The following is a 24,851-nucleotide window of genomic DNA, read 5'->3' on the forward strand; positions in this document are numbered from 1 at the left end:
CATACGCACCGCTGGTCGTTGGGTGGCCTTCTCAGACCTCTTCGACGCTGGACGGCTCGCGCCGGCTCAGGTCGATGCCGAGCTCCTCCGCCGCGCGGAAGACCTCCTCGTCGGACTCCTTCATCTCGATCGTGGTGCCGTCGCTGCTCAGGACCTCGACGTTGAGACACAGCGACTGCATCTCCTTGAGGAGGACCTTGAACGACTCCGGGATGCCCGAGTCGGGGATGTTCTCGCCCTTGACGATGGCCTCGTAGACCTTCACGCGACCGGGGACGTCGTCCGACTTGATCGTCAGCAGCTCCTGGAGCGTGTAGGCGGCGCCGTACGCCTCGAGGGCCCAGACCTCCATCTCACCGAAGCGCTGGCCACCGAACTGGGCCTTACCGCCGAGCGGCTGCTGGGTGATCATCGAGTAGGGGCCCGTCGAACGCGCGTGGATCTTGTCGTCGACGAGGTGGTGGAGCTTGAGGATGTACATGTAGCCGACCGCGACGGGCTCCGGGAACGGCTCGCCGGAGCGGCCGTCGAAGAGGCGCGTCTTGCCCGAGGCGTCGATGAGGCGGACCCCGTCGCGCGTCTTGAGCGTCGAGTCGAGCAGACCCGTGACGACGTCCTCGGAGGCGCCGTCGAAGACCGGCGTCGCCACGCGCGAGCCCGCGGGGGCCTCGTGCGCGTCGGGGGCGATCTCCTTGGCCCACTCCGGGTTCCCCTCGATCTTCCAGCCACGGCTGGCAGCCCAGCCGAGGTGGAGCTCGAGGATCTGGCCGAGGTTCATACGACGCGGCACACCGTGCGGGTTGAGCACGACGTCGACCGGCGTGCCGTCCTCGAGGAACGGCATGTCCTCGACGGGCAGGATCTTGGAGATGACGCCCTTGTTGCCGTGACGGCCGGCGAGCTTGTCACCGTCGGTGATCTTGCGCTTGTTCGCGACGTAGACGCGGACGAGCTGGTTGACGCCGGGCGGCAGGTCGTCGCCCATGTCGGCGCGGAACTCCTTGACGCCGATGACCGTGCCGGTCTCGCCGTGGGGCACCTTGAGGCTCGTGTCGCGGACCTCGCGGGCCTTCTCACCGAAGATGGCGCGCAGCAGGCGCTCCTCCGGCGTCAGCTCGGTCTCACCCTTGGGCGTCACCTTGCCGACGAGCAGGTCGCCGTCGCGGACCTCGGCGCCGACGCGGATGATGCCGCGCTCGTCGAGGTCGGCGAGGACCTCCTCGGAGACGTTCGGGATGTCCCGCGTGATCTCCTCCGGGCCGAGCTTCGTGTCGCGGGCGTCGACCTCGTGCTCCTCGATGTGGATCGAGGAGAGGACGTCGTCCTGGACGAGACGCTGGCTGAGGATGATCGCGTCCTCGTAGTTGTGGCCCTCCCACGACATGAACGCGACGAGCAGGTTGCGCCCGAGGGCCATCTCGCCGCCCTCGGTCGCGGGACCGTCGGCGATGACGCCGCCGGCCTCGAGCCGGTCACCCTCGTTGACGACGACGACCTGGTTGTAGCTCGTGCCCTGGTTGGAGCGCGCGAACTTCGCGATGCGGTACGTCTGGTACGTGCCGTCGTCGTTGGCGACGGTGACGAGGTCGGCCGACACCTCCTGCACGACACCGGCCTTCTCGGCGCGGACGACGTCGCCCGAGTCGAGGGCGGCGCGGAACTCCATGCCGGTGCCGACGATCGGGGCCTCGCTCTTGACGAGCGGGACGGCCTGGCGCTGCATGTTCGCGCCCATGAGGGCACGGTTGGCGTCGTCGTGCTCGAGGAACGGGATCATCGCGGTCGCGGCCGACACCATCTGGCGCGGCGAGACGTCCATGTAGTCGACCTCGTCGCCGGGGACGAGCTCGACCTCTCCACCCTTGGTGCGCACGAGCACGCGGTCCTCGGTGAAGTTGTTCTGCTTGTCGAGCGGCGCGTTGGCCTGGGCGACGACGTAGCGGTCCTCCTCGTCGGCGGACAGGTAGTCGACGTCGTCGGTCACGTGGCCGTCGACGACCTTGCGGTACGGCGTCTCGATGAAGCCGAACGCGTTGATCCGCCCGTAGGACGCGAGCGAGCCGATGAGGCCGATGTTCGGGCCTTCCGGGGTCTCGATCGGGCACATGCGGCCGTAGTGCGACGGGTGGACGTCACGGACCTCCATCTGGGCGCGGTCACGGGAGATACCACCCGGGCCGAGCGCGGACAGGCGACGCTTGTGCGTCAGACCCGCGAGCGGGTTGTTCTGGTCCATGAACTGCGAGAGCTGCGAGGTGCCGAAGAACTCCTTGATCGACGCCACCACGGGGCGGATGTTGATCAGGGTCTGCGGGGTGATCGCCTCGACGTCCTGGGTCGTCATGCGCTCGCGGACGACGCGCTCCATGCGCGAGAGGCCGGTGCGGACCTGGTTCTGGATGAGCTCGCCGACGGAACGCAGGCGACGGTTGCCGAAGTGGTCGATGTCGTCGACCTCGACGCGCACGTCGACCTCGTCGCCGTTCTTGACGCCCTTCATCGAGTCCTGGCCGTCGTGCAGCGTCACGATGAACTTGATCGTCTTGACGATGTCGTCGATCGAGAGCGTCGAGTCGTTGATCGACGCGTCGAGACCGAGCTTCTTGTTCACCTTGTAGCGGCCGACCTTGGCGAGGTCGTAGCGCTTGCCGTTGAAGTAGAGGTTGTCGAGCAGGGTCTGCGCGGCCTCCTTCGTCGGCGGCTCGCCCGGACGCAGCTTGCGGTAGATGTCGAGCAGCGCGTCGTCCTGGCCCTGGGTGTGGTCCTTCTCGAGGGTCAGGCGCATCGACTCGAACTCGCCGAACTCCTCGAGGATCTGGGCCTCGGTCCAGCCGAGGGCCTTGAGGAGCACCGTGACCGACTGCTTGCGCTTGCGGTCGACGCGGACGCCGACCATGTCGCGCTTGTCGATCTCGAACTCGAGCCAGGCACCGCGGCTCGGGATGATCTTCGCCGTGTAGATGTCCTTGTCGGACGTCTTGTCGGGCGTGCGCTCGAAGTAGACGCCCGGGCTGCGGACGAGCTGGCTGACGACGACACGCTCGGTGCCGTTGATGATGAAGGTGCCGCGCTCGGTCATGAGCGGGAAGTCGCCCATGAAGACTGTCTGGCTCTTGATCTCGCCCGTCTGGGCGTTCATGAACTCGGCGGTGACGAAGAGGGGCGCGTCGTACGTCTGGTCGCGCTCCTTGCACGACTCGATCGTCTTGCGCGTCTCCTCGAAGCGGTGGTCACGGAACGACAGCGACATCGAGCCGCTGAAGTCCTCGATCGGCGAGATCTCCTCGAAGATCTCCTCGAGCCCGGACCGGTCCGGGACGTCGGTGCGCCCCTCGGCCTTGGCCGCGGCGACGCGAGCCTGCCAGCGCTCGTTGCCGAGCAGCCAGTCGAAGCTCTCCGTCTGAAGCGCCAGGAGGTCGGGGACCTCGAGTGGTTCGCGAATCTTCGCGAAGGACAGACGCCCCGAAGGGGTCTGTGCAGTGGACATGTTCGTCGCAGTACGCGAGGCAGCCAAGGAGGGTCCTTCCACGGGCCTTTTTCGAATCTTCAGATCCGCGTTGCCGCATGGCTCCGCTCGCGGGTCCCGAGGTCGTGCCGCCTGCCGGAAGGCAGGGAGATGACTCGACGGAGGTCGCGAAGGGAGGGCATGGGCAGCGCAAAGGCCTAGCCTACCGGCAAAGGGCAGGAGTGTCCAGCCGGGTCAAGGGGCGGAGATCTCCCGCGGTGGTGGCGCCGGTCTGAAAAACCGGCGTGCCGTCCGTGGTCTGACCTGCCACACCCCCCGGACCGGGGGCTCGCATGCGAACGCGACGAATATGGACCCGAACCGGCCCCGCGTCAAGGGCCGCCGCCGACGGCGCGTCGCGACACGCCGGGCGCGACGGCCCCGCAGGGCGCTGACCTGCACGGATGCCGGCGGCCGGCATCCGTGGTCGGCACCCCGTGACGGCCTGCCGCCCTAGCATGAACGCAGCAGGTCAACCCATGACCCTCGTCGCGAGAGGCACGCCATGTCCGATCAGCACCCGCCCGAGCAGCCCTCCTTCAACCGCCCGCCCGGCGGTGACCCGACGACACCGATGCCGAGCTCGTCGCCCGCGCCCGCCGGCGGCTCGAGCACGCCTCCCCCGCCGCCGCCCCCCGCGGCGCCCACGGGCGCGACGGGCCCGGCCCCCGGGTCGCCGTCCGGACCCTCGGGCATGTCGAGCATCCCCGACCCGACCAAGGAGGGCGCGGGCTTCTTCACCGCGCTCTTCGACTTCAGCTTCACGAACTTCGTGACGCCGATCCTCGTGCGCTTCGTCTACCTGCTCGCCACCGTGGCGCTCGTCGTCAGCTGGCTGATCTTCGTCTTCGTCGGCTTCGCCCAGGGCGCCGGAACCGGCCTGACCGCGCTCATCCTCGGCCCGGTCTTCCTCGTCATCTACCTCGCCGTCATCCGCATGACCCTCGAGTTCTACCTCTCGGTCGTGCGCATGAGCGAGGACATCCACAAGCGCCTCCCCCAGGCCTGAGCCTCGCCCACCGCCCGGCCGGAGAGCCCCTCGGCCGGGCGGTGGCTCACAGCGCGGGCTGCTGCTGGGTGATGCAGTGGATGCCGCCACCCCGGTCGAAGAGCGGGCGGGCGTCGACCCCGACCACCCGGCGGCCCGGGTAGGCCTCGGCGAGCACCCCGAGGGCGCGGTCGTCGTGCTCGTCGCCGTAGGTGCACGCGATGACGCCGTCGTTGACGACGAGGTGGTTGATGTAGGACCAGTCGACCGGCCCCTCGGCGTCGGCCAGGGTGCGCGGCGCCGGCACGCCGACGACCTCGAACCGCTGCCCGCGCGCGTCGCGGGCGTCCTCGAGCAGCTCGCGGAGCGCGCGCGACACGGCGTGGTCGGGGTGCGCGGGGTCCTGCTGCTCGTGGAGCAGGACGACGCCGGGGGCGGGGATCGTCGCGACGATGTCGACGTGCCCCCGGGTGCCGAACTCGTCGTAGTCGCGGGTCAGGCCGCGTGGGAGCCACACGCAGTGCGTGGCGCCGATGGTGCGGGCCAGCTCGGCCTCCACGTCGGCACGCGCCAGGCCGGGGTTGCGGCCGGGGTCGAGCTGCACGGTCTCGGTGAGCAGCACGGTGCCCAGCCCGTCGACGTGGATGCCGCCGCCCTCGTTGACGAGCGGCGAGCCGATGACCTCCGCGCCGGCCAGGCCGCCGACGAGGGCGCCGATGCGGGCGTCGTGCTCCCACGACGCCCAGGCCTGCGCGCCCCAGCCGTTGAAGACCCAGTCGACCGCGCCGAGCCGAAGGCCGTCGGCCGAGCGCACGAAGCTCGGGCCGATGTCGCGCATCCACGCGTCGTCGAGCTCCGCCGTGACGATCTCGACGTCGGGGTGCAGGTGGGCCCGGGCGACCTCCACGTCGGCCGGCACGACGACCATGCGCACCGGCTCGAACGCGGTGACGGCGTTCGCGACCGCGGCCCAGGTGCGCCGTGCCGTGGCCACCTCGTCCGGGGTGTCGCCGAGGGTGTAGCCCTGGCTCGGCCAGGCCATCCACGTGCAGTCGTGCGGCGCCGTCTCGGACGGCATGACCCACGCCGGGGCGGCGTCGCTCACTGCTCGGCCCGGCGCCGGTGCTCGGCGCGCACGGGGGCGGTGAGGGCGGCGTACGAGTCCGGGCGCCGGGTCTCGAGGAACGGGAAGAGCTCGAGCCAGTCGCGGCGCTGCGCGAGGTCGAGGTCGGCGACGAGCACGGCAGCCTCGTCGCGCGGCGCCTGCACGAGGACGCGGCCGTAGGGGTCGGAGACGAACGAGCTGCCGTAGAAGGTGATCAGGCCCTCGGTGCCGAAGCGGTTGGGCACGACCATGAACAGGCCGTTGGCGATGCCGTTGCCGACGATGACCTGCTGCCAGAGCGGCTGGGTGTCGAAGTCGGGGTGGTCGGGCTCGGAGCCGATGGCCGTCGGGTAGCAGAGCACCTCGGCGCCCGCGAGCGAGTAGAGGCGCGCCACCTCGGGGAACCACTCGTCCCAGCACGTCGGCAGCCCGAGGCGCACGCCCGGCTCGTCGAGCGTGACCACCGGGTAGGCGTCGGTGGGCGGGCCGGGGCGGAAGTAGCGGTCCTCGTAGTAGCCGGCCGTCACGGGGATGTGGGTCTTGCGCGTGCGGGCCACGACCTGCCCGTCGGGCGCGACGACGACGGCGGTGTTGAACCCGAGCCCGTCGCCCTCGTCGGCCCGCTCGTAGAGCGAGGCGTGCACGTGCACGCCGAAGTCGCGCGCCGCGTCGCGGGCGAAGGAGACGGTCCGCCCGGTCTCCAGGTCTTCGGCGAGATCGGCGGGCGTGCCCTCGGGCAGCGTGTCGGCCGGGTAGCGCGACAGCGTCAGCTCGGGCAGGAAGACGATCCGCGCGCCTGCCTCGGCCGCCGTGCGGATGCCGTCGCGCAGGGTCTCGACGAGCGCGGCCGGGTCGTCGGTCCACTCGTGCTGGACGACACCGATGCGGACGGGCGCGGCGTCGGGCTGGTCGACGCGGGCGAGGGACTCGGGGACACCATTGGCCTGGATGAGCTTCACAGCGTGCAGTATGCACCCCCGGGAACCACCGGCCGAGGCGGACCGGCGAGCCTCAGTACGCCGTCAGGTCGCTGACGAGCCACCGCTCCCCGACCTTGCGCATCGTCGCGATGACGCGGTTCTGGTCGATGGCCGGCGCGGGCTGCGCGGTGGTCGTCGTGGCCTGGTTGACGAAGGCCATCACCCGCACCGTCGTGCCCTCCCCGCCGCCACCCGTGGCGTCGAGCACCCCGGCGTCGTAGACCTTCGCCTGCACGGTGGCCCTGTTCTTGACGGCCATGGGCTTGATGTCGCTCGCGGCGACCTTCGTGAACTGGTCGCGGAACGGCGCGGTGAGCTGGGGCGTCACCTCGCGCACGTGGGCGTCGAAGGACGCGCCGCTGTAGCTGAGCAGGCTCTCGAGGGTGGTGCGCGCCGAGCCGACGGCGGCGGTGCGGTCGGCCTCGGACACCGCGGGACGCAGCGCGACGACGAGCGAGGTGGCGAGCAGCGCCAGGGCCAGCAGCACGGCGGCGGCCGGGGCGAGCAGGCCCCGTCGACGCCGCCGGACGGCGGCCGACGCGGCCCCGGCGGCCGACGCGGTCCCGGTGGCCTCGGTCGTCCCGACGGGTCCGGTGCCCTCGGTGTCCCGGCGCTCGGGGGCGGCCACGGCGCGGCCCGCGGCGGTCGCCTGCGCCGCATCGTGCGCGCTCGGGCGGCGTCGCGAGCCGGCCACCCGCCGGCGGGGTGCGGCGGCTCCCGCGGCCGGCGCGGCCACGGTGGTGCGTCGGGTGTCAGCTGACGAAGTCAAGGGTGCTCACCTTCCAGGCGTCGTCGACCTTCACGAGGCCGAGCCGCAGCCGGTACGTCTTCTTCTCGGCCGTCGGGGTCGAGGCGTTGCTCGTGGGCGCCACGACCCCGACGAGCACGGTCGCCGAGTCGGCGTCGCCGGAGGCGAGCGCCGCCTCGGCGCGCTCGACCGTCGAGACCGTGCGGTTCGCGGTGACGACCGGCTTCAGCTGCGCCAGCGTCGAGGCGTACTCCTTCTCGAAGGCGCCCGTCGCGGCGTCGAGGACGCGCCGGGTGTCGGCGTCGAAGCTCGTCGCGCGCATCGCCACGAAGTCGACGGCGATGGCCCGGCCGGCCGCCAGTGCCGCGGCGCGGTCGTCCGCCAAGCGCTGCTGCTGCCACGCCGACCGGCCCAGCGTGCCGGCGACGGTCGCGGCCGCGACGAGCAGCACGACCGCGAGCGCCCAGAGCACCCGTGCAGCGGGGCGCCACGTGCGGGCGGACGGGGCGCCGGCGCCGCCGGCCGTCGGCCCGGGCTCCAGGTCGTCGGGCTCGAGGGGGTCGGGATCGAGGGGGTCGGGCGTCGCCGGGTCGGGACGGGTGGTCAGCATCGTCATCGAGGGGTTTCCTTCCGTCACCGGCTAGCGGAGCGCCTCCTGCATCATCCAGAGCCAGCTCGCACCGTCACCGGGCCGTGCGCCACCGGTCGGGACGACCGGCGACTGCACTGACAACGAGGAGGGGCGCCCGGAGGTCACGGCCCGGTTGCCGAGCGGCACCGGGGTGGCGCCGAAGGCCATCGGGTAGCTCTGCCCGCGCTGCGGGCTCCGCCGGCCCGGGCGCGGCTTGGGCGCGTTCTGGGCGCCCCGCACGTCGGTGCCCGACCCGCGCGCGGCCGCGCAGTGCGCGTCGCGGTTGAGCGGAGGTAGGCCCGTCGTGCGGTGGGGGTCGACCTTGGTCGTGCCCTCGTAGCCGGCCTCGCACGCCGGGGGGTCGTCGACGTTGAGCACGAGGCCGAAGTGCGCGGTGCCGTCACCCGGGACCACCGTGTAGCCACCCGCCACGACGTCGGGATAGGTGACGAGCAGCTGCTCGATCCCGTCGAGCCGGGCCGTGGTCACGTTGCCGACGGTGATGAGGTTGGCGAGCAGGGCGGCGAGGCTCTGCTTGTTCTCCGAGATGAGGGCGTCGAGCTCGGAGGCGGCCACCGACCCCCGGTCGAGCACGACGCGCAGGTCGGGGTCGGCCTCCCGCAGCGCGCCCGCGACGTCGGCGAGACCGCCGACGCTCGTGCGGATGTCCGCGCCGCTGCGCACCTGCGTCCCGAGCACCGTCTCGCCGTCGTCGAGCAGTCGCGTCGTCTGCGGCAGGGCCTCGGTCGCGGCCGCGGTGAGGTCGTCACCGGCGTCGACGAGCCGCTGGAGGTCGCGGCCGCCCCCGGCGAACGCCTCGGCGAGCTCGTCGACCGTCGTCACGAGGGCCTCGCGTGGCACCGACGAGACCGTGTCGTCGACGTGCTGGAGCAGCTGGTCGATGCGGACGGGGAAGGCGGTGCGCCCGCGGGCGATGACGTCGCCGTCCGCGAGGAACGGGGGCCCCGCCCTGCCCGGCTGGAGGTCGAGGTACTGCTCCCCGACCGCGGACCGGTTCTCGACGACCGCCGACGCGTCGCGGGGCACCTCGGTGCCGCGGTCGAGCCGAGCGTCGACGCGTACGCCGTCGCCCTGCAGGCGCAGGCCCTCGACCCGGCCGACGGTCACGCCCCGGTAGGTGACCTCCGAGCCGACGAAGATGCCCCCGGACTGCGCGAGGTCGGCCGACACGACGTAGCTGCCCCCGGCGAGCGCGTCGGTGATGCCGACGTAGCGGGCCGACAGCACGGCCACGAGGGTGATCGACAGCAGGGCGAAGGCGGCGAGCTGCAGTCGCACGGTGCGGGTGATCATCGGGAGCCTCCGGTCGGGAAGAGCGTCGACCACCCCGGCTCACCGGCGGCACCGGTGCGGGACCGCCCCAGGCCGGGCAGACCCCCGGGCAGGGTGGTCGGCAGGGGCAGCCCGGACACCGAGACGCTGGGCAGCGGCGGCACGCTGACCGACGGCAACGGCAGCGAGGGCACGGGCACGGAGGGCAGCGCCCCCGACGGGAGCGGCAGCGACGGCACGGGCAGGGGCGGCACCTGGACGGGCGGGAGCGGGACTCCCGGCAGCGACGGCAGCCGGCCGACGCCGAGGTTGCCCGCGACCGTGTCGAGATCGGTGTCGAGGGTGGCCCACAGGTTCGTGAAGTCGCCCTTGATCGTGCCCTGGGCGGAGGCGGGGAAGGGGTAGGTCAGGAGCAGCTGGAGGCTCCTGGGCAGGTCGTCGCCGGCCCGGTTCAGCTGGCGCAGGATCGGGCTGATCGCGCGCAGGTTGGCCTCGAGGTCGGCCCGCGACCCGCGGATCACCCGGGTGCCGACGTCGCCGAGGCGCTGCAGGGCCGTCAGCATCGCGGTCAGCTGCCGCCGCTGGTCGGCGAGGATGCGCAGCCCGCGGGGCAGCTCGTCGAGGGCCTTGGCGATCGCGTCAGAGTTCTTCGCCAGCGTCGCCGAGAGCCGGTCGATGCTGTCGATGGCCCGCACGATCTCCCCCTTCTGGGCGTCGAGACCACCGACGAAGGTGCCCAGCTGCGCGACGAGGTCCCGCACGTCGCCGGTGCGACCCCGGAGCGTCGCGTTGAGCTCGGTCTCGATCGTCTTGAGCTGCGCGACCCCGCCGCCGTTGAGCAGCAACGACAGGGCGCCGAGCACCTCCTCCACCTCGGGGTTGCGGCTCGTGCGCGCGAGCGGGATGCGGTCGCCCTCGCCGAGCCGGCCCTCGGGCGGGGTGTCGGTCGGCGCTGCGAGCGCCACGTACTTCTCGCCGAGGAGGGAGGTCTGCTGCAGCTCGGCGGTCGCGTTGTCGGGCAGCTCGACGCCCGCCGGCAGCCGCAGCCGCACCGTGGCCGTCCAGCCCGTGACGCGGATGTCCTCGACGGAGCCCACCGTGACCTGGTTGACCTTGACGGCCGACCGCGGCACGAGGTCGAGCACGTCGGCGAACTGCGCCGTCACCGTGAACGAGCCGTCGCCGCCGCCCGCACCACCGGGGAGCGGGAGGTCCGCGGCGCTGCAGCCGGCCGACGCGGCGAGCAGCACGGCGCCGAGCCCGACGGCCGTCGCCCTGACCGGCCCCGGCGCACGGCTGCCCGCCGCGGCACGCCACGCGCGCAGGCCCGTCATCGCCGGCCTCCGAGCAGGCCGCCGAGGGTCGCGTCGGCCCCCCGGAGGTCGACCAGGCCGCCCGGCTGCGGAACGCCCTGCAGCGCAGAGCCGTTCGGCAGCGAGGGCAGCCTGGGCAGCTTCGCCAGCAGGGCCTTGCGCACCGTGTCGCAGAGCCTGGTGTTGCCCGTGCGGGTGGGGCCGGTGAGGATCGAGCAGACGAGCAGGAGCGGGTCGTCGAGCCCCTTCGCGTTGTTGCGGGTGTCGAGCGTGCCCGTCTCGGGGTGGTAGGCGTTCTGCAGGTTCGAGAGCGCGACGGGCGCGTTCTCGAGCGCCTGGGCGAGCGCCTGACGGTTCTTCGCGATCGTGCCGGTGACGGCCACGGCGCGGTCGAGGTCGCGCTTGAGGAGGGTCCGGTTGTCGGACACGAACCCCGACACCTCGTCGACGGCCACCCCGAGGCTGCCGAGCGTGGCCTTGAGGTTCTCGCGCTCCTCGCGCAGCTGGGTGGCGACGGTCGCGAGGTCGGCGTTGAGCCGGCGCACCTGGCTGTTGTTCGTCGCGAGCATCGAGGTGAAGGACTGGAGGTTCCTCACCGTGCCGAAGAGGTCGTCGCGGCTGCCCGACAGCGTCGAGAGGGCGGTCGACAGGTCGTGCACCGTGCCGTTGATCCTCTCGCCGTTGCCGTCGAGGTTGGCCGCGGAGGTGCGCAGCAGGTCGTTCACGGCGCCGTCCTTGTTGGCGCCGTCGGGCCCGAGGGCGACCATGAGATCGTCGAGGCTCTGCGACACCCGATCGAGCTCGACGGGAACCGCTGTGCGCGACAACGGGATCCGCGTCCCGGCGGTCAGGGCGGGGCCCGCTTCGTAGACGGGCAGCAGCTGGACGTAACGGTCCGACACGAGGGACGGGGCGACGATGGCGGCCTGCGCCGACGCCGGCACGCGGTAGGTCGCGTCGTAGCCGAAGGTGACGTGCACGTGGTCGCCCTCGGGCGTCACGCTGTCGACCTGGCCGACCTTGACGCCGAGGATGCGGACGTCCGACCCCGGGTAGAGCCCGACGGCACGGGTGAAGTCGGCGCTGACCGTCGTCTGCTCCTGTCGCGGCCAGAGGACGACCCCGGTCACGACGAGCGCGACGACGACGAGGCCCGCGACGACCCGGCCGAGGAGGGTCACGGGAGCGCGCAACGGCCCGGACGGCATACGGCCACGACTCTCACGTGGGGACATCAGCGACCACCTCCGGAGGTGCCGGGAAGGAGCAGGGCGGGCAGCTTCGTGCCCGGGAGGGAAAGGCCGGGGGTGCCGACGGGGACGACGAGGTTGGAGACCCACGTGTCGAACCAGCGCCCGGTGCCGAGGGTGTTGGCGTAGACCCGGGTGAAGGGACCCATGGCCCGGATCGTCTTCTCGAGGTCCGCGTCGTGCTTCTGGAGCAGCGCCAGCGTCTTGTCGAGCTCGGCGAGCGCGGGCTTCAGCTGCGCCCGGTTGTCGCGGGCGAGGCCGGTCAGCTGCTGCGACAGGGCCGAGGTGTTGCGGAACAGCGTGCGGATGTCGTCGCGCCGCTTCACGAGCTCGACCATGAGCAGGTCGGCGTCCTTGACGAGCGTGCTCACCTGCTCGTTGCGGCTGCGCACGAGACCGCTGACGCGGTTGGCGCGCTTGAGCAGCGAGCCCAGCTCGGCGTCGCGGCTCGCCACCGTCCGTGAGAGCCGCGAGAGGCCGTCGAGCGTGGCTCGGACGTGCTGCGGGCTGTCCTCGAACTCGTGCGCGATGACGCTGAGGGACGTGGCGAGCTGGCCGGTGTCGATGCGCTCGGTCGTCGTCGTGAGGTCCTGGAAGGCGTTGACGACGTCGTAGGAGCTCACCGTGCGCGTGACGGGGATCTGGGAGCCTGCGTCGAGCTGGCCCTGGCCCTTGGGGTCGAGGGCGACGTACTTCTCGCCGAGGATCGTCTTCATCCGGACCGACGCGCCGGTCTGGGGACCGAAGCTCGCGTCCTCGGTGATGGTGAAGTCGACGCGCACGTGGCCGTCCTCGAGGTCGACGCCGGTCACCGTGCCGACCTTGACGCCCGCGATGCGGACGTCGTCGTCGGGCTTGATGCCACCGGCCTCGGAGAAGGCGGCGCTGTAGTCCGTGCCCCCGCCGATGATGGGCAAGTTCGAGGCGTTGAACGCCAGGTAGAGCACCACGGCGATGACGAGCAGGCCGATCGCACCGATCGGGACCGGGTTGCGCTCTCGGAAGGGGATGCTCACGGCTGGCACCTCGCAGACGACACGTCGTAGGTGGGGGTCACGCCGGGCAGCAGCGGGCTCTTGGTGTCGAACCTGCAGAGGTAGAAGTTGAACCACGAGCCGTACGTCGCCGTGCGCGTCAGGGTGGTGATCCGGTTCGGTGCGTTGCTGATGAAGTCCTCGAACTCCTTGACGTTGGCCGGCTTGTCGAGGGTGGTCGCGAGGGTGCGCAGCTGGGCCACGTCGTCCTTGACGAGCGGACGCGTGGAGACGAGCAGGTCGGCCGTCTCGGCGGACAGCGTGTTGATGCCGGAGAGCGAGCGGCCGATCGTCTCGCGGTCGGCGGCGAGACCGCTCGTGAAGCGCTGCAGCTGGTCGACGAGCGAGAGCAGCTGCTGGTCGTGCGCGTCGACGGTGCCGAGCACGGTGTTGAGGTTGTCGACGGTGCGGCCGATGACGGCGTCGCGGTCGGCGATGGTGGAGGTGAGGCTCGCCGTCCTGGCCAGGAGCGTGTTGACGTCGCCCCCCTCCCCCTGCAGGGTCTGGACGAGCAGGCCCGACAGCTCGTTGACGTCGCTCGGCGACAGCGCGGCGAAGAGCGGCTTGAACCCGTTGAAGAGCACCGTGAGGTCGAGCGCCGCGTGCGTGCGGGCGAGCGGGATCGTGGCGCCGTCGGCCAGGGCTGCGGGGGCGCCGGCGCCCTGGGTCAGCGCGAGGTAGCGCTGGCCGACGAGGTTGCGGTACTTGACCGTCACCTCGGTGCCCTGGGTGAGGACCGAGCTCTTGAGGACCGAGAAGTCGATCTGGGCCGTCGCGCCGCCGGACGTCGAGCCCGGTGCCACGCGCACGTCGGTGACCTCGCCGACCCGTACGCCGGCGATGCGGACGTCCTGGCCCGGGATGACACCCGTCGCGTCGCTGACGTCGGCCGTGTAGGTCGCCTTGGACCCGAGCTGGATGTTGGCGATGGTCAGCGCGAGGATGCTCGTCGCGAAGAGCGTGACCGCCGCGAAGACGACGAGCTTGACGAGTGGGCCCCTGACCTTCATCGGGTGCTCACCACCGTGCCGCGCAGGAGCGGGCCGGCGAGCAGCGTCCGGATGCCGCTCGTGGCCGGGTCGGGCGCCGCGCCGTCGCGGGCGAGCAGGGCGCCCACGACGCGCTGCTCGTCCGCGGTGCCGGCGCTGCCCGACCCGGAGGTGCTGGCGTCACCGAGGAGCGCCTGCGGCACCGCGGAGAAGGGCGGGGCGTTGCTCGCCCGCTCGGTGCCGTCGTCGAAGTGGTGGCCCGCGAAGGGCTGCGCCTGCGAGCCGGTCGGGCTGGGCAGTCCGTAGCAGTGCGGCCCGCGGTCGTCGCCCCACCGGGGCTCCTCCCCCGGGCGGTACGGCTGGCGGGGAGGCACGACCTCGAGGGTGATGTGGAACGTGCCCCCGGAGAAGGCCGCGTCGGCGCGCGGGAGCCAGCCCACGAGGCCGGAGGCCACGCAGGGGTAGGTCGGCGCGTACTCCGCGAGCAGCGCCAGCGTGGGCCGGCCCACCCGCCCCACCTGGATGATCCGCTGCTCGTTGTCGCGCAGGAAGCCGGCGGCCTCGTCGGCGAAGCCGGCGGTGCCGACGAGGAAGGCCGCGAGCTGCTGGTCCTTCTCGACGACCGTCCGGTTCGTGACCCGCAGCGACTCGGTGAGGCGGAAGAAGTCGGGCGCGACGCCGTCGTAGAGGTCGGCGGTGTCGGCGAGCAGCGTGATGTCGTGCTGGATCGTCGGCAGGCTCGGGTTCAGGGCCCTGAGGTACCGGTCGACGAGCACGAGGTTGCGGCCGATCCGGTCACCGCGGCCGTCGAGGGTGGTCGACAGCGCGTTGAGCGTCGTGGCGAGCTTGGCCGGCTGGACGGTGCGCAGCAGCGGGTAGAGGTTGTCGAGCACCGTCTCGAGCTCGATCGCGACCGAGCTGCGATCCTGCGGGATGACGTCGCCGGCGCGGATCGACCGTGCCGGGGCCGCCGTCGCAGCCGGGGTCACGAGGTCGACGTAGCGCTCGCCGAAGAGCGTCTTGGGCAGCAGCCGGGCACTGACGCCGGCCGGGATGCGGCCGACCTCCTCGGGCTGGAGGGCCAGCTCGAGCCGCGCCCCGGTGCCCGTCGCCTCGACGTGGCGGACCTCGCCCACGACGAGACCGCGCAGCTTGACGTCGGAGCTCTCCTGCAGCTGGCTGCCGAGCCGGTCCGTCTCGAGCGTGACGAGCACGACGGGCGTGAACCGCTTCTGGAACGCGGCGACCGAGAGGCCGACGAGCAGCGCCACGACGACGAGGAAGACGAGACCGTAGGTCTTGGCCCCGATGCGCCGGCGGGTGCGCTGGGTGAGCGGCCCGGGACCCGTGGCGCTCATCCGGCGATCCGGACACTCGTCGTCGCGCCCCAGATGGCGAGCGACAGGAAGAAGTCGACGACGTTGATGGCCACGATCGAGGTGCGCACGGCCGTGCCGACCGCCACGCCGACCCCGGCGGGCCCGCCGGACGCGGTGTAGCCGTAGTAGCAGTGGATGAGGATGATGACGACGGCGAAGACCATCACCTTGACGAACGACCAGAACACGTCGCCCGGCGGCAGGAACAGGTGGAAGTAGTGGTCGTAGGTGCCCGCCGACTGCCCGAAGTACGCGGTCGAGATGAACCGGGTGGCCGCGTACGAGCTGAGCAGCCCCAGCACGTAGAGCGGGATGACCGCGATGAAGCCGGCGATCATCCGCGTCGTCACGAGGTAGGGCAGCGAGGGGATGCCCATCACCTCGAGGGCGTCGACCTCCTCGGAGATGCGCATGGCGCCGAGCTGGGCCGTGAAGCCGCAGCCGACCGTGGCCGCGAGGGCGAGCCCCGCGACGAGCGGGGCGATCTCGCGGGTGTTGAGATAGGCGCTGAAGAAGCCGGTGAAGGCCCCGGTGCCCAGCTGCTCGAGGGACGAGTAGCCCTGCAGGCCGACCTCGGTGCCCGTGAAGAAGGCGAGGAACGCGATGACGCCGACCGTGCCCCCGATGACCGAGAGCGCGCCCGTGCCGAGGGACACCTCGGCGAGCAGCCGCACGACCTCCTTCTTGTAGCGGCGCAGGGTGCGGCCGCTCCACGCGAGCGAGCGCACGTAGAAGCGCATCTGCTCGCCGAGCGAGTCGAGCGCGCGGGCCGGACGCGTCGCGAGGTGGAGCAGCTGCTCCCCCGCGGGCTTGTGGGTCTTCGTCGCCATCGTCGCCTCCTCAGATCTTCTGCGGCACGACTTGGAAGTACACGGCCGTGATGACGAAGTTGACGACGAAGAGCAGCATGAAGGTGATGACGACGCTCTGGTTGACCGCGTCGCCGACGCCCTTGGGCCCACCCCCGGCACCGAGCCCCTTGTGGGCGGCCACGATCGCCGCGATGGCGCCGAAGACGAGGGCCTTGACCTCGGCGGTCCAGAGGTCGGGCAGCTGCGCGAGTGCCGTGAAGCTGGCGACGTAGGCGCCGGGCGTGCCGCCCTGCACGATGACGTTGAAGACGTAGCCGCCGACGACCCCGACGACCGAGACGAGCCCGTTGAGCAGGACGGCCACGAGCATCGAGGCGAGCACACGCGGCACGACGAGCCGGTGGATCGGGCTGATGCCGAGCACCTCCATGGCGTCGATCTCCTCACGGATCTTGCGCGAGCCGATGTCGGCGCAGATGGCGGAGCCGCCCGCTCCCGCGATGAGCAGGGCGGTCACGATGGGGCTCGCCTCGCGGAGGACGGCGAGCACGCTCGCCGCACCGGTGTAGGACTGCGCGCCCAGCTGCCTCGTCAGCGTGCCGAGCTGCAGCGCGATGACGGCGCCGAAGGGGATGGAGACGAGCGCCGTGGGCAGGATCGTCACGCTCGCGATGAACCACGCCTGCGAGATGAACTCCTTGACCTGGAAGGGCCGCCGCGGCAGCGCCCGAACGACGTCGAGGGCGAGCGCGAAGAGCGAACCCGACTGGCGCAGCACGCCGGTGAGCGGTGCGGTCACCTCAGCCCACCTCGCCCACGAGCTCGGGCGTGCCGGCATACGGGCTCGGTGCCGTGCCGACGGGCTGGGCGGGCTGGGCGGGCTCGGAGGGCTCGGAGGGCTCGGAAGGCTCGGCGGGCTCGGCGGCCGACGACCCGAACGACCCGGGCGGGGGCGTCACGCCGTGCGCGCGGCACCACTCGCCGGCGGGCCGCTCGGCTCGGCGGGGCGTGCCGTCGCTCGTGCGCAGCTGCGGCGCGATCGGCGGCAGCGGCGGCAGCTCCTGGCCCTCCTCGGCGGCCAGCTCGTCGGCGTCCTTCTCCTCCGACATGCCGATCGGGCCGACGGTCTGGGCGTTGAGGAACTGGCGCACGACCGGCTCCTCGGAGCTCAGCAGCATCTCGCGCGGACCGAACATCGCGAGGTGCTTGTGGTAGAGCAGGCCGATGTTGTCGGGCACCGTGCGGGCCGTGTTGATGTCGTGCGTGACGATGAGGAACGTCGCGTCGATCTGCGCGTTGAGGTCGATGAAGAGCTGGTTGATGTAGCTCGTGCGCACCGGGTCGAGGCCCGAGTCCGGCTCGTCGATGAGCAGGATCTCGGGGTCGAGCACGAGGGCGCGGGCGAGGCCGGCGCGCTTGCGCATGCCGCCCGAGATCTCACCGGGCAGCTTGCCCTCGGCGCCGGAGAGGCCGACGAGCTCCATCTTCTCGGTGACGATGCGCCGGACCTCGACCTCGGTCTTCCGCGTGTGCTCGCGCAGCGGGAAGGCGACGTTGTCGTAGAGGGTCATCGAGCCGAAGAGCGCGCCGTCCTGGAAGAGCACGCCGAAGAGCTTGCGCACCTCGTAGAGGTCGGCCTCGCGCAGCCTCGTCAGGTCACGGCCGTCGATGACGATGGAGCCGGCATCCGGCTTGAGCAGCCCGACGAGCGTCTTGAGGAAGACCGACTTGCCGGTGCCCGACGGGCCGAGCATGACGGAGATCTCCCCGGCCGGGAGCGTGAGCGTCACGTCCCGCCAGATCGTCTGCGACCCGAAGGTCTTCGTCAGTCCCGTGACCGCGATCTCCACACCCATGTGGCTGCACCTGCGTCTTCCTGGCCGTCTCGACTCGGCTACGGGGGAAACGAGGTCGCGGAGGGGAAGTTACGCGCGAGTTCGCGCCGACTTCAGCCGCTGGGCCCGGTGCGCCTCTAGGGTTGGGCCCACGTGGTCGCCCTCCCGGGGCGGCCGGACGGCAGGCGCCCGGCGCCCGCCGGAGCGACGAACGACCTGGAGGATGCATGCGCGCCCAGCTGCTGGCCTCCCAGGTCGCGCCCGGCGCCGTCGTCGAGGTCGCGGGGCGGCCCCGCAGGGTGCTCGGCACGCTCCGCCTCACGAGCGCGGGGCGGAACTGGAGCGAGCACTGCGTCGAGGGCGAGCGCGCCGGCACGCGGGAGTGGGTGGCGATCCGCCCCCGCGGCCGCGACACCGTCATCGAGTGGACGACCCGGCACGACCTCGTCGCCGAGCCCGACCTCGGGGGCCTCACCCTCGACGGCCGCGACTGGGTGCTCGACGAGGCGACCACCGCGACCTACACCGCGGCGGGCGACACCGGCACCGGCCCGGTGGGCAGCTGCGACTTCGTCGAGTACACGTGCGGCGAGAGAGACGTGCTCGTCTTCGAGAGCTGGGACGGGGCGATGTGGGAGCTGAGCACGGGGACCCGGGTCGACCCGGCTGACGTGCAGGCCTACCACGACCTCCCGGGCTGAGCGGTCCCGTCGGGCGGCTCGGTCAGGACGGCTCGGTCAGGACGGCTCGTGCGTGCGGGTGACCTCGTGCGTCACGGCGTCGCCGTCGACGCGCAGGGTGACCGCGGCGACCCGCCCCTGCTCCCCCAGCCCCGCGAGCCCGGAGAGCAGCTCGCCGATGCGCTCGAAGGTCTCGGGGGTCGGCGCCGGCGGCTGCCCGTCGGCGTTGCCGGAGAGCCCCGTCAGCCGGTGTCCCCCGTCGAGCGTCAGCGCGGCCGTCATCCGCACCACGGGCTCCCCGCGCTGCGCCGCGACGCCCTCGCGCAGCGCCGCCGCCACCGCGTCGAACACGTCCGCGGCCGGATGCCGGGTGGCCGGCGCCGCGTCGGCGGGTGCGTCGGCGGGTGCGTCGGCGTGTGCGTCGGCGCGTGCGGGTGCATCCGGCGCCGGGGCCTGCGCCTCGCCGGCGCGCGGGGCGTGCCCCTCGCTGAGGAAGCCGGTGGCCGCGAACTCGATCTTGGCGAAGTCGACCTCGGCGTCGCGGGCGAGCGAGTTGTCGACGACGTAGGCGAGGTTGACCGCGAGGTCGCGCATGCCCGGGTGCAGCTGCTCGCCGACGAAGCGGGAGCACAGCAGCAGCGCGTGCACGCGCACCATGGTGCGGCCCTTGCGGTCCTGCACCCGTTGCCCGGCCTCGACCCGGGCGAGGTCGAAGCCCTCTGTCGGGTAGAAGTGCAGCGGCCGCTCGAGCACGAGCAGCGAGTAGTCGGGGCGGTCGGAGCCGGGCAGGACGCGGTAGAGCTCGCCGTTGAGGGGCAGCTGCCACTCGAGCTCGGGGGCGGCGACGTCGAAGCGCGTCACGCAGACGAGCGGCCCGTACCGCCCGACCGCCGCGCCCTCCGAGGACTCCGGCCCGCCGGCCGTCGCCGCGGTGGGCGCCGACGCGGCGGCCGCAGCCGGGGTCGTCCCGGGCTGGGTCCCGGGCTGGGTCCCGGGCTGGGTCGGCCCCTGCTGGGTCGTCCCCTGCGGTGGCCCGACCTGATCGTCCGACGCCTTGCTGCTGGTGCGCGACAGCCATCCCATGCCGGCAAACCTACCCGGCACGGTGCGGGGCGGCTCGTCGCCCACACCCTCGGACGGCATCCGGGCCCGACGGTGGTTACGGTGGGGCGGTGACGACAGTGGGCAAGGACGCTCCCGACCTGCAGGCGCTCGACGACCTGGCTGCGACCCTGACGCCCGGGGCGCTCGTGACCGGGGCCGACAGCGTGGCGGCCTACCGGTTCGACTACACCGCGGACGCCGGGGCCGGCACGCCGCGCGCCGTCGTCCGCGCGCAGACCGCGGCCGACGTGCAGGCCACGGTGCGCTGGGCACGCACGCACGGCATCCCCGTCGTGCCGCGTGGTGCGGGCAGCGGCCTCTCCGGCGGGTCGAACGCGATCGACGGGTGCGTCGTGCTGAGCCTCGAGCGCCTCCGCGCGGTGGAGGTCGACCCCGCCACGCGCACCGCCGTCGTCGAGGCCGGTGCGCTCAACGTCGAGGTGAAGCGGGCGGCGGCCGAGCACGGCCTCTGGTACCCGCCCGACCCGTCGTCGTTCGAGATCTGCTCGATCGGCGGCAACGTCGCCACCAACGCCGGCGGGCTGTGCTGCGTCAAGTACGGCGTGACGACCGACTACGTCCTCGGCCTCGACGTCGTGCTCGCCGACGGCACCCTCGTGCACCTCGGCGGCCAGCGCGTCAAGGACACGGCCGGGCTCTCGCTCGTCAAGCTCTTCGTGGGCAGCGAGGGCACGCTCGGCGTCGTCACGCGCGCCACCCTGCGGCTCGTGCCGGCGCAGGCGCCGCCCGCCACCCTCGTCGCCACCTTCGACACGGTGGAGGACGCGGCGCGGGTCGTCGTCGCGATCGGCAACACGCTGCGGGCCTCGATGATGGAGCTGATGGACCACGCCTCGATCAACGCCGTCGAGGACCACCGCAGCATGGGGCTCGACCGCGGGGCCGGGGCGATGCTGCTCGCGCAGTCGGACGCCCCGGGCGCCGCGCGCGGCGAGGAGATCGCGGCGATGGAGGCGCTCTGCGAGGGCGGCGGCGCCCGCGAGTGCTTCACGACGACGGATGCCGCCGAGGGCGAGATGTTCGTCGCCGCGCGCCGCGCCGCCATCGTCGCCATCGAGCGGCGCGGCGCGATCATGCTCGAGGACGTCGGCGTGCCCGTGCCGCGGCTGCCCGAGCTGCTGACCGGCATCACCGAGATCTCGCGCCGGCACGACGTCGAGATCCCCGTCGTCGCGCACGCCGGCGACGGCAACACGCACCCCGTCATCGTCTACCCCGCCGGTGACAGCGCGGCGAAGGACCGCGCAGCCCGGGCCTTCTCGGAGGTCATGGGCCTGGCGATCGGCCTCGGCGGCACCATCACGGGCGAGCACGGCATCGGCCGCCTCAAGCGCGCCGCCCTGCCCGAGCAGCTGGGCCCCGACGTCATGGCCCTCACCCACCGCATCAAGTCGGCCCTCGACCCGCAGGGCATCCTCAACCCGGGAGCAGGATTCTGATGACCTCGTCGACGCCCACCGCGACCTCGCGCCCCATCGCCGACCGGCACCTCTTCGGTCCCGGGCCGTGCAACCCCTACCCCGAGGCGACGCTCGCGCTCGCGGCGCCGCTCCTCGGCCACCTCGACCCCGACTTCCTCGCCGTCATGGACGAGACGTGCGACCTGCTGCGCCACGTGTGGGGCACCGACAACCGCCGCACGCTGCCGATCTCGGCCACCGGCTCGGCGGGCATGGAGGCGGCGTTCGTCAACACCGTCTCCCCCGGCGACGTCGTCGTCGTGGCGGTCAATGGGCTCTTCGGCGAGCGGATGGTCGACGTGGCCGGCCGCCACGGCGCCGAGGTCGTGCGCGTCGACCACGAGTGGGGCACGCCGGTCGACGCCGAGCGCGTGGCCGCTGCCCACCCGTCGCCGGCGATCATCGCCGCGGTGCACGCCGAGACCTCCACGGGCGTGCGCTCCGACATCGCCGCGCTCGGCGCGGTCAAGGGCGACGCCCTCCTGCTCGTCGACGCCGTGACGAGCATCGGCGGCATCGAGCTGCGGGCCGACGACTGGGGCGTCGACATCGGCTACGCCGGCACGCAGAAGTGCCTCGGGGTGGCGCCCGGCCTCGCGCCCTTCACCATCAACGACCGCGCCTTCGCCCGCCGCGTCGAGAAGCCGTCGTCGTGGTACCTCGACCTCGGGCTGCTCGGCGGCTACGTCGGCGAGGCCGCCGGCAGCGGCCGGCGCACCTATCACCACACGGCCCCGACCGCGATGGTCGCCAGCCTGCACGCCGGCCTGCGGCGCATCGCCGACGAGGGCCTGGAGAAGGTGTGGGACCGCCACGCCGAGGCCGGCCGCCTCCTGCAGGACGGCCTCGAGGAGATGGGCCTGAGCCTCTTCGCCCAGGAGGGTTCCCGCCTGCCCGAGCTGACCACGGTGCGCGTGCCCGACGGGGTCGACTCCGCCGCGGTCCGGGCCTACCTGCTCGAGCGGCACGACCTCGAGATCGGGGCCGGGGTCGGCGAGTTCGCCTCGACCGTCTGGCGCATCGGGCTCATGGGGCACAACGCGCGCCCCGACCGCGTGGCCCTCGTCCTCGCCGCGCTGAAGGACGCCCTGGCCCACGCCTGACGCAGCGGCTCACTGCCGTCGGGTCGAGGTATGCCGTCGCGCCAGTCCACGACGGATCACCTCGACCCGGCGCCGGTCCCGGCCGGTCGAGGTATGCCGTCGCGCCGGGCCGCGACGGATCACCTCGACCGGGGCGGGGACGACGAAGGCGGGCCCGACCAGTGGTCGGACCCGCCTTCGCGGTGCAGCAGTGATCCCGGCTGAGCCGGGTCAGATCACTTGAGCTCGACGGTCGCGCCAGCGCCCTCGAGCTGCTCCTTGGCCTTCTCGGCCGCAGCCTTGTCGACACCCTCGAGAACGGGCTTGGGGGCGCCGTCGACGAGGTCCTTGGCCTCCTTGAGGCCGAGGCTCGTGAGCGCGCGGACCTCCTTGATGACCTGGATCTTCTTGTCACCGGCGGCGGTGAGAACGACGTCGAACGAGTCCTTCTCCTCCTCCTCGGCGGGGGCAGCGCCACCGGCACCGGCCGCGGGAGCGGCGGCGACGGGGGCAGCAGCGGTGACCTCGAAGGTCTCCTCGAACTGCTTCACGAACTCGGAGAGCTCGATGAGGGTCATCTCCTTGAAGGCGTCAAGGAGCTCGTCGGTGCTGAGCTTCGCCATGATGGCTTCCTTCCTGTTGCTTGCCGTGAGTGGCTGTTTGATGAATCGAGCGGACGCAGGAGGGCGTCAGCTCTCGTCGCCACCCTCGGCGACGTCGGTGGTTGCCTCGGCAGCCGGAGCGGCCTCCGTGGCGGGACCCTGCGCCTCGACCTTCTGGCGCAGGGCGTCGACCACGCGGGCCGTCTGCGACAGAGGAGCGACGAAGAGGTAGGCGGCCTTGGTGAGGGAGCCCTTCATGGCACCCGCCAGCTTGGCCAGCAGAACCTCGCGGGACTCGAGGTCCGCGAGCTTCGTGATCTCCTCGGGGCTCAAGGTCTTGCCGTCGAGGACGCCAGCCTTGATCACGAGGAGGGGGTTTGCCTTGGCGAAGTCACGCAGACCCTTGGCCGCCTCGACCGGGTCACCGGTGATGAAGGCGATGGCCGACGGGCCCTGGAGGTGGCCGTCGAAGGCCGTGATCCCGGCCTCCTTGGCGGCGCGCTCCGTGAGCGTGTTCTTGACCACGGCGTAGGTGGCGTGTTCCCGGATCGAGCTGCGCAGCTGCGAGAGCTGAGCCACGGTCAGACCGCGGTACTCGGTGAGAACGGCCGCACCGGACTCACGGAGCTTGTCCGTGATCTCGGCAATGGCAACGTCCTTCTCGGCGTTCGCCATCTGGGCCTCCTTCCCTTGCGTGGTGACGCCGGGCGGAGGTGCCCCGGAGGGCCGGCACGAAAAGAGCCCCGGCGCAGGGCGCTCGGGGCTCGCAGCGGCATACGATCACGTATGCCGTGAGGCTGAGTGTCCTGCGCTGGCTGCCCGCATCGTGCGGGACCTTCGAGAGGTCGTGGTCGCCCACGTCCTCCAACCGGCGGTCATTGGTCGACACCGAGGATACGGGCTGGGCCGGGCCAGACCAAATCGGGGCGTCCGTCCCGGCGCAGAACGGGCACCGCAGGACGAACCGGACAGCCTGTCGACGCCACCGGCACCCGGACGCCGCGACCCCGGCTCGGGTCCTCGCCTTTGCCGCACGGAAGACCTAGCGTGGAGCGCATGGTGAGGGGCAGCGCGGTCGCTCGCCCGCCCCAGAGCTCGTGGTCGGCCGTTCGCCGCCGCAGGGTGGCGGCGGGTGCCGCCGTCGTCCTCTGCGTCGTGGTGGACGTCTGGGCGGTGACGTGGGCCGGCGCGCGCGAGGCGACCGAGCCCGGGCCCTTCGCCCGCAGCGGCCGGCTGGCGGTCGGCGTGGGCACCGGCCCGGCGGCCTCGCTCGCCGAGGTCGAGCGCGTCCCCGACGCCGCGACGGACTCCCAGGTGGGTGCAGGACCGTCCGTCGGCACGTCCGGCACGTCCGGCACGTCCGGCACGTCCCCCCGGACGGCGACGCCCACCCCCACGACGGGCGACGGCCGCGACGCGAAGGGCGCCGTCGTCGAGTCGGGCGACGGCCGGTTCACGGTCGTGCCGATGCCGGCGTCGGCCCTGCGGCCCGCGCCGACGACCGGACGCACCGTGCGCTACACCGTGGAGGTCGAGGGCGGCGTCGACGTGCGGCCCGCCGAGTTCGCGACGACGGTCGGCACGGTCCTGACCGACCCCCGCGGCTGGCAGGCGAGGGACGGGGTGCGATTCGTCGACGTGTCGCCCGCCGCGGCGGCGGCCGGCGCGGCCGTCGACCTGCGGATCACCCTCGCCAGCCCGAGGACGACCGACAAGTTGTGCGCCCCGCTCGAGACGCGGGGCCAGGTCAGCTGCCACAACAGCGGGCGCGTCGTGCTCAACCTGCGCCGCTGGGTGCTCGGCGCTGCGGCCTACGGCTCCGACGTCGCCGGCTACCGCACCTACCTCGTCAACCACGAGGTGGGCCACGGCATCGGTCACGCGCACGCCTACTGCGGCGGCCCCGGCAAGGTGGCGCCCGTCATGATGCAGCAGACCTACGGCCTCAAGGGCTGCACGGCCTGGCCGTGGCCGAGCCCCAAGCCCGCCTGAGCGCGACCGCGCCCCCGCACGGACCGGCCGCTCGACGCATACGGACCC

General features: G+C 72.5%; 23 protein-coding genes. 5 read left to right on the forward strand and 18 right to left on the reverse strand.

What is annotated here, in order from left to right:
* Positions 1-31: 31 nt before the first annotated feature.
* Entirely contained in the window at positions 32-3,514 is a 3,483-nt protein-coding gene (rpoB, locus tag ABT295_RS08305; protein WP_502991079.1) for a DNA-directed RNA polymerase subunit beta, read from the reverse strand.
* A gap of 504 nt (positions 3,515-4,018) precedes the next feature.
* Positions 4,019-4,201 (reverse strand): hypothetical protein, encoded by a 183-nt coding sequence (locus tag ABT295_RS08310; RefSeq protein WP_352393895.1) that lies wholly within the window; start codon positions 4,199-4,201, stop codon positions 4,019-4,021.
* Here ABT295_RS08310 and ABT295_RS08315 point away from each other — a divergent pair.
* The gene (locus ABT295_RS08315) at positions 4,200-4,514 is read left to right on the forward strand and encodes a DUF4282 domain-containing protein (RefSeq protein ID WP_352393896.1); all 315 of its coding nucleotides are present in this window, start codon (positions 4,200-4,202) and stop codon (positions 4,512-4,514) included. The genes ABT295_RS08310 and ABT295_RS08315 overlap by 2 nt on opposite strands.
* Positions 4,515-4,560: 46 nt before the next feature.
* On the opposite strand, the gene ABT295_RS08320 is transcribed toward ABT295_RS08315, so the two are convergent.
* Genes ABT295_RS08320 through ABT295_RS08380 form a run of 13 tightly spaced genes read right to left on the reverse strand, consistent with a single transcriptional unit; the run spans position 4,561 to position 17,883 of the window.
* Positions 4,561-5,571, reverse strand: a complete 1,011-nt coding sequence (locus ABT295_RS08320; protein ID WP_352393897.1) for an agmatine deiminase family protein — start codon at positions 5,569-5,571, stop codon at positions 4,561-4,563.
* Positions 5,572-5,594: 23 nt separating this feature from the next.
* Positions 5,595-6,557 carry a nitrilase-related carbon-nitrogen hydrolase gene (locus ABT295_RS08325; protein ID WP_352393898.1) on the reverse strand — a complete coding sequence of 321 codons (963 nt, stop codon included), beginning with the start codon at positions 6,555-6,557 and terminating at the stop codon, positions 5,595-5,597.
* Between the two features lie 52 nt (positions 6,558-6,609).
* The gene (locus ABT295_RS08330) at positions 6,610-7,347 is read right to left on the reverse strand and encodes a hypothetical protein (protein WP_352393899.1); all 738 of its coding nucleotides are present in this window, start codon (positions 7,345-7,347) and stop codon (positions 6,610-6,612) included.
* Positions 7,331-7,942: an Rv1363c family protein gene (locus ABT295_RS08335; protein WP_352393900.1), complete on the reverse strand. Its 612-nt coding sequence runs from the start codon at positions 7,940-7,942 to the stop codon at positions 7,331-7,333. The genes ABT295_RS08330 and ABT295_RS08335 overlap by 17 nt, the downstream gene beginning before the upstream one ends.
* A gap of 24 nt (positions 7,943-7,966) precedes the next feature.
* Positions 7,967-9,271 carry an MCE family protein gene (locus tag ABT295_RS08340; RefSeq protein ID WP_352393901.1) on the reverse strand — a complete coding sequence of 435 codons (1,305 nt, stop codon included), beginning with the start codon at positions 9,269-9,271 and terminating at the stop codon, positions 7,967-7,969.
* On the reverse strand, positions 9,268-10,584 hold the full coding sequence (locus ABT295_RS08345) for an MCE family protein (RefSeq protein ID WP_352393902.1): 1,317 nt from the start codon (positions 10,582-10,584) through the stop codon (positions 9,268-9,270). The genes ABT295_RS08340 and ABT295_RS08345 overlap by 4 nt, the downstream gene beginning before the upstream one ends.
* Positions 10,581-11,798: an MCE family protein gene (locus tag ABT295_RS08350; RefSeq protein ID WP_352393903.1), complete on the reverse strand. Its 1,218-nt coding sequence runs from the start codon at positions 11,796-11,798 to the stop codon at positions 10,581-10,583. Before ABT295_RS08350 ends, ABT295_RS08345 begins: the two co-directional genes overlap by 4 nt.
* Positions 11,798-12,829 (reverse strand): MCE family protein, encoded by a 1,032-nt coding sequence (locus ABT295_RS08355; protein WP_352393904.1) that lies wholly within the window; start codon positions 12,827-12,829, stop codon positions 11,798-11,800. The genes ABT295_RS08350 and ABT295_RS08355 overlap by 1 nt, the downstream gene beginning before the upstream one ends.
* A complete protein-coding gene (locus ABT295_RS08360) occupies positions 12,826-13,857 on the reverse strand; it encodes an MCE family protein (RefSeq protein ID WP_352393905.1) in 1,032 nt (343 codons plus the stop codon). Before ABT295_RS08360 ends, ABT295_RS08355 begins: the two co-directional genes overlap by 4 nt.
* Positions 13,854-15,194 (reverse strand): MCE family protein, encoded by a 1,341-nt coding sequence (locus ABT295_RS08365; RefSeq protein ID WP_352393906.1) that lies wholly within the window; start codon positions 15,192-15,194, stop codon positions 13,854-13,856. The genes ABT295_RS08360 and ABT295_RS08365 overlap by 4 nt, the downstream gene beginning before the upstream one ends.
* Positions 15,191-16,045 (reverse strand): MlaE family ABC transporter permease, encoded by an 855-nt coding sequence (locus ABT295_RS08370; protein ID WP_502991080.1) that lies wholly within the window; start codon positions 16,043-16,045, stop codon positions 15,191-15,193. Before ABT295_RS08370 ends, ABT295_RS08365 begins: the two co-directional genes overlap by 4 nt.
* A gap of 10 nt (positions 16,046-16,055) precedes the next feature.
* Entirely contained in the window at positions 16,056-16,826 is a 771-nt protein-coding gene (locus tag ABT295_RS08375) for an MlaE family ABC transporter permease (protein ID WP_352393907.1), read from the reverse strand.
* 1 nt (position 16,827) lies between these two features.
* Entirely contained in the window at positions 16,828-17,883 is a 1,056-nt protein-coding gene (locus tag ABT295_RS08380; protein WP_352393908.1) for an ABC transporter ATP-binding protein, read from the reverse strand.
* 206 nt (positions 17,884-18,089) lie between these two features.
* Between ABT295_RS08380 and ABT295_RS08385 the strand changes: the two genes are divergently transcribed.
* The gene (locus ABT295_RS08385; protein ID WP_352393909.1) at positions 18,090-18,563 is read left to right on the forward strand and encodes a DUF4178 domain-containing protein; all 474 of its coding nucleotides are present in this window, start codon (positions 18,090-18,092) and stop codon (positions 18,561-18,563) included.
* A gap of 36 nt (positions 18,564-18,599) precedes the next feature.
* Here ABT295_RS08385 and ABT295_RS08390 read toward each other — a convergent pair whose 3' ends face one another.
* A complete protein-coding gene (locus tag ABT295_RS08390) occupies positions 18,600-19,625 on the reverse strand; it encodes a hypothetical protein (RefSeq protein ID WP_352393910.1) in 1,026 nt (341 codons plus the stop codon).
* Between the two features lie 89 nt (positions 19,626-19,714).
* On the opposite strand from ABT295_RS08390, the gene ABT295_RS08395 reads away from it, so the two are divergent.
* Both ABT295_RS08395 and ABT295_RS08400 read left to right on the forward strand, forming a co-directional pair.
* Positions 19,715-21,106 (forward strand): FAD-binding oxidoreductase, encoded by a 1,392-nt coding sequence (locus tag ABT295_RS08395; protein ID WP_352393911.1) that lies wholly within the window; start codon positions 19,715-19,717, stop codon positions 21,104-21,106.
* Entirely contained in the window at positions 21,106-22,230 is a 1,125-nt protein-coding gene (locus tag ABT295_RS08400; RefSeq protein ID WP_352393912.1) for a pyridoxal-phosphate-dependent aminotransferase family protein, read from the forward strand. The genes ABT295_RS08395 and ABT295_RS08400 overlap by 1 nt, the downstream gene beginning before the upstream one ends.
* A gap of 215 nt (positions 22,231-22,445) precedes the next feature.
* Here the strand turns inward: ABT295_RS08400 and rplL are convergent, their stop codons facing one another.
* Together rplL and rplJ are read right to left on the reverse strand one after the other, a co-directional pair.
* Complete coding sequence (gene rplL, locus ABT295_RS08405; protein ID WP_352393913.1) at positions 22,446-22,832, reverse strand: 50S ribosomal protein L7/L12; 387 nt, start codon at positions 22,830-22,832, stop codon at positions 22,446-22,448.
* 66 nt (positions 22,833-22,898) lie between these two features.
* Positions 22,899-23,486, reverse strand: coding sequence for a 50S ribosomal protein L10 (gene rplJ, locus ABT295_RS08410; protein WP_352393914.1), 588 nt, complete (start codon positions 23,484-23,486; stop codon positions 22,899-22,901).
* Positions 23,487-23,867: 381 nt separating this feature from the next.
* Between rplJ and ABT295_RS08415 the strand changes: the two genes are divergently transcribed.
* Positions 23,868-24,803: a DUF3152 domain-containing protein gene (locus ABT295_RS08415; RefSeq protein WP_352393915.1), complete on the forward strand. Its 936-nt coding sequence runs from the start codon at positions 23,868-23,870 to the stop codon at positions 24,801-24,803.
* The last annotated feature ends 48 nt before the right edge of the window (positions 24,804-24,851 follow it).

The organism is Terrabacter sp. NPDC000476, from assembly GCF_040300125.1.
GTDB lineage: Bacteria > Actinomycetota > Actinomycetes > Actinomycetales > Dermatophilaceae > Terrabacter.

Bases quoted from the DNA above. Each gene is read 5' to 3' on its own strand.
- ABT295_RS08335 (WP_352393900.1), bottom strand. From the start codon at position 7,942: ATGACGATGCTGACCACCCGTCCCGACCCGGCGACGCCCGACCCCCTC.
- ABT295_RS08360 (WP_352393905.1), bottom strand. From the start codon at position 13,857: ATGAAGGTCAGGGGCCCACTCGTCAAGCTCGTCGTCTTCGCGGCGGTC.
- rplL (WP_352393913.1), bottom strand. From the start codon at position 22,832: ATGGCGAAGCTCAGCACCGACGAGCTCCTTGACGCCTTCAAGGAGATG.
- ABT295_RS08340 (WP_352393901.1), bottom strand. From the start codon at position 9,271: ATGATCACCCGCACCGTGCGACTGCAGCTCGCCGCCTTCGCCCTGCTG.
- ABT295_RS08415 (WP_352393915.1), top strand. From the start codon at position 23,868: ATGGTGAGGGGCAGCGCGGTCGCTCGCCCGCCCCAGAGCTCGTGGTCG.
- ABT295_RS08345 (WP_352393902.1), bottom strand. From the start codon at position 10,584: ATGACGGGCCTGCGCGCGTGGCGTGCCGCGGCGGGCAGCCGTGCGCCG.
- ABT295_RS08365 (WP_352393906.1), bottom strand. From the start codon at position 15,194: ATGAGCGCCACGGGTCCCGGGCCGCTCACCCAGCGCACCCGCCGGCGC.
- ABT295_RS08380 (WP_352393908.1), bottom strand. From the start codon at position 17,883: ATGGGTGTGGAGATCGCGGTCACGGGACTGACGAAGACCTTCGGGTCG.
- ABT295_RS08350 (WP_352393903.1), bottom strand. From the start codon at position 11,798: ATGTCCCCACGTGAGAGTCGTGGCCGTATGCCGTCCGGGCCGTTGCGC.
- rplJ (WP_352393914.1), bottom strand. From the start codon at position 23,486: ATGGCGAACGCCGAGAAGGACGTTGCCATTGCCGAGATCACGGACAAG.
- ABT295_RS08315 (WP_352393896.1), top strand. From the start codon at position 4,200: ATGTCGAGCATCCCCGACCCGACCAAGGAGGGCGCGGGCTTCTTCACC.
- ABT295_RS08390 (WP_352393910.1), bottom strand. From the start codon at position 19,625: ATGGGATGGCTGTCGCGCACCAGCAGCAAGGCGTCGGACGATCAGGTC.
- ABT295_RS08320 (WP_352393897.1), bottom strand. From the start codon at position 5,571: ATGCCGTCCGAGACGGCGCCGCACGACTGCACGTGGATGGCCTGGCCG.
- ABT295_RS08400 (WP_352393912.1), top strand. From the start codon at position 21,106: ATGACCTCGTCGACGCCCACCGCGACCTCGCGCCCCATCGCCGACCGG.
- ABT295_RS08310 (WP_352393895.1), bottom strand. From the start codon at position 4,201: ATGCCCGAGGGTCCGGACGGCGACCCGGGGGCCGGGCCCGTCGCGCCC.
- ABT295_RS08385 (WP_352393909.1), top strand. From the start codon at position 18,090: ATGCGCGCCCAGCTGCTGGCCTCCCAGGTCGCGCCCGGCGCCGTCGTC.
- ABT295_RS08370 (WP_502991080.1), bottom strand. From the start codon at position 16,045: ATGGCGACGAAGACCCACAAGCCCGCGGGGGAGCAGCTGCTCCACCTC.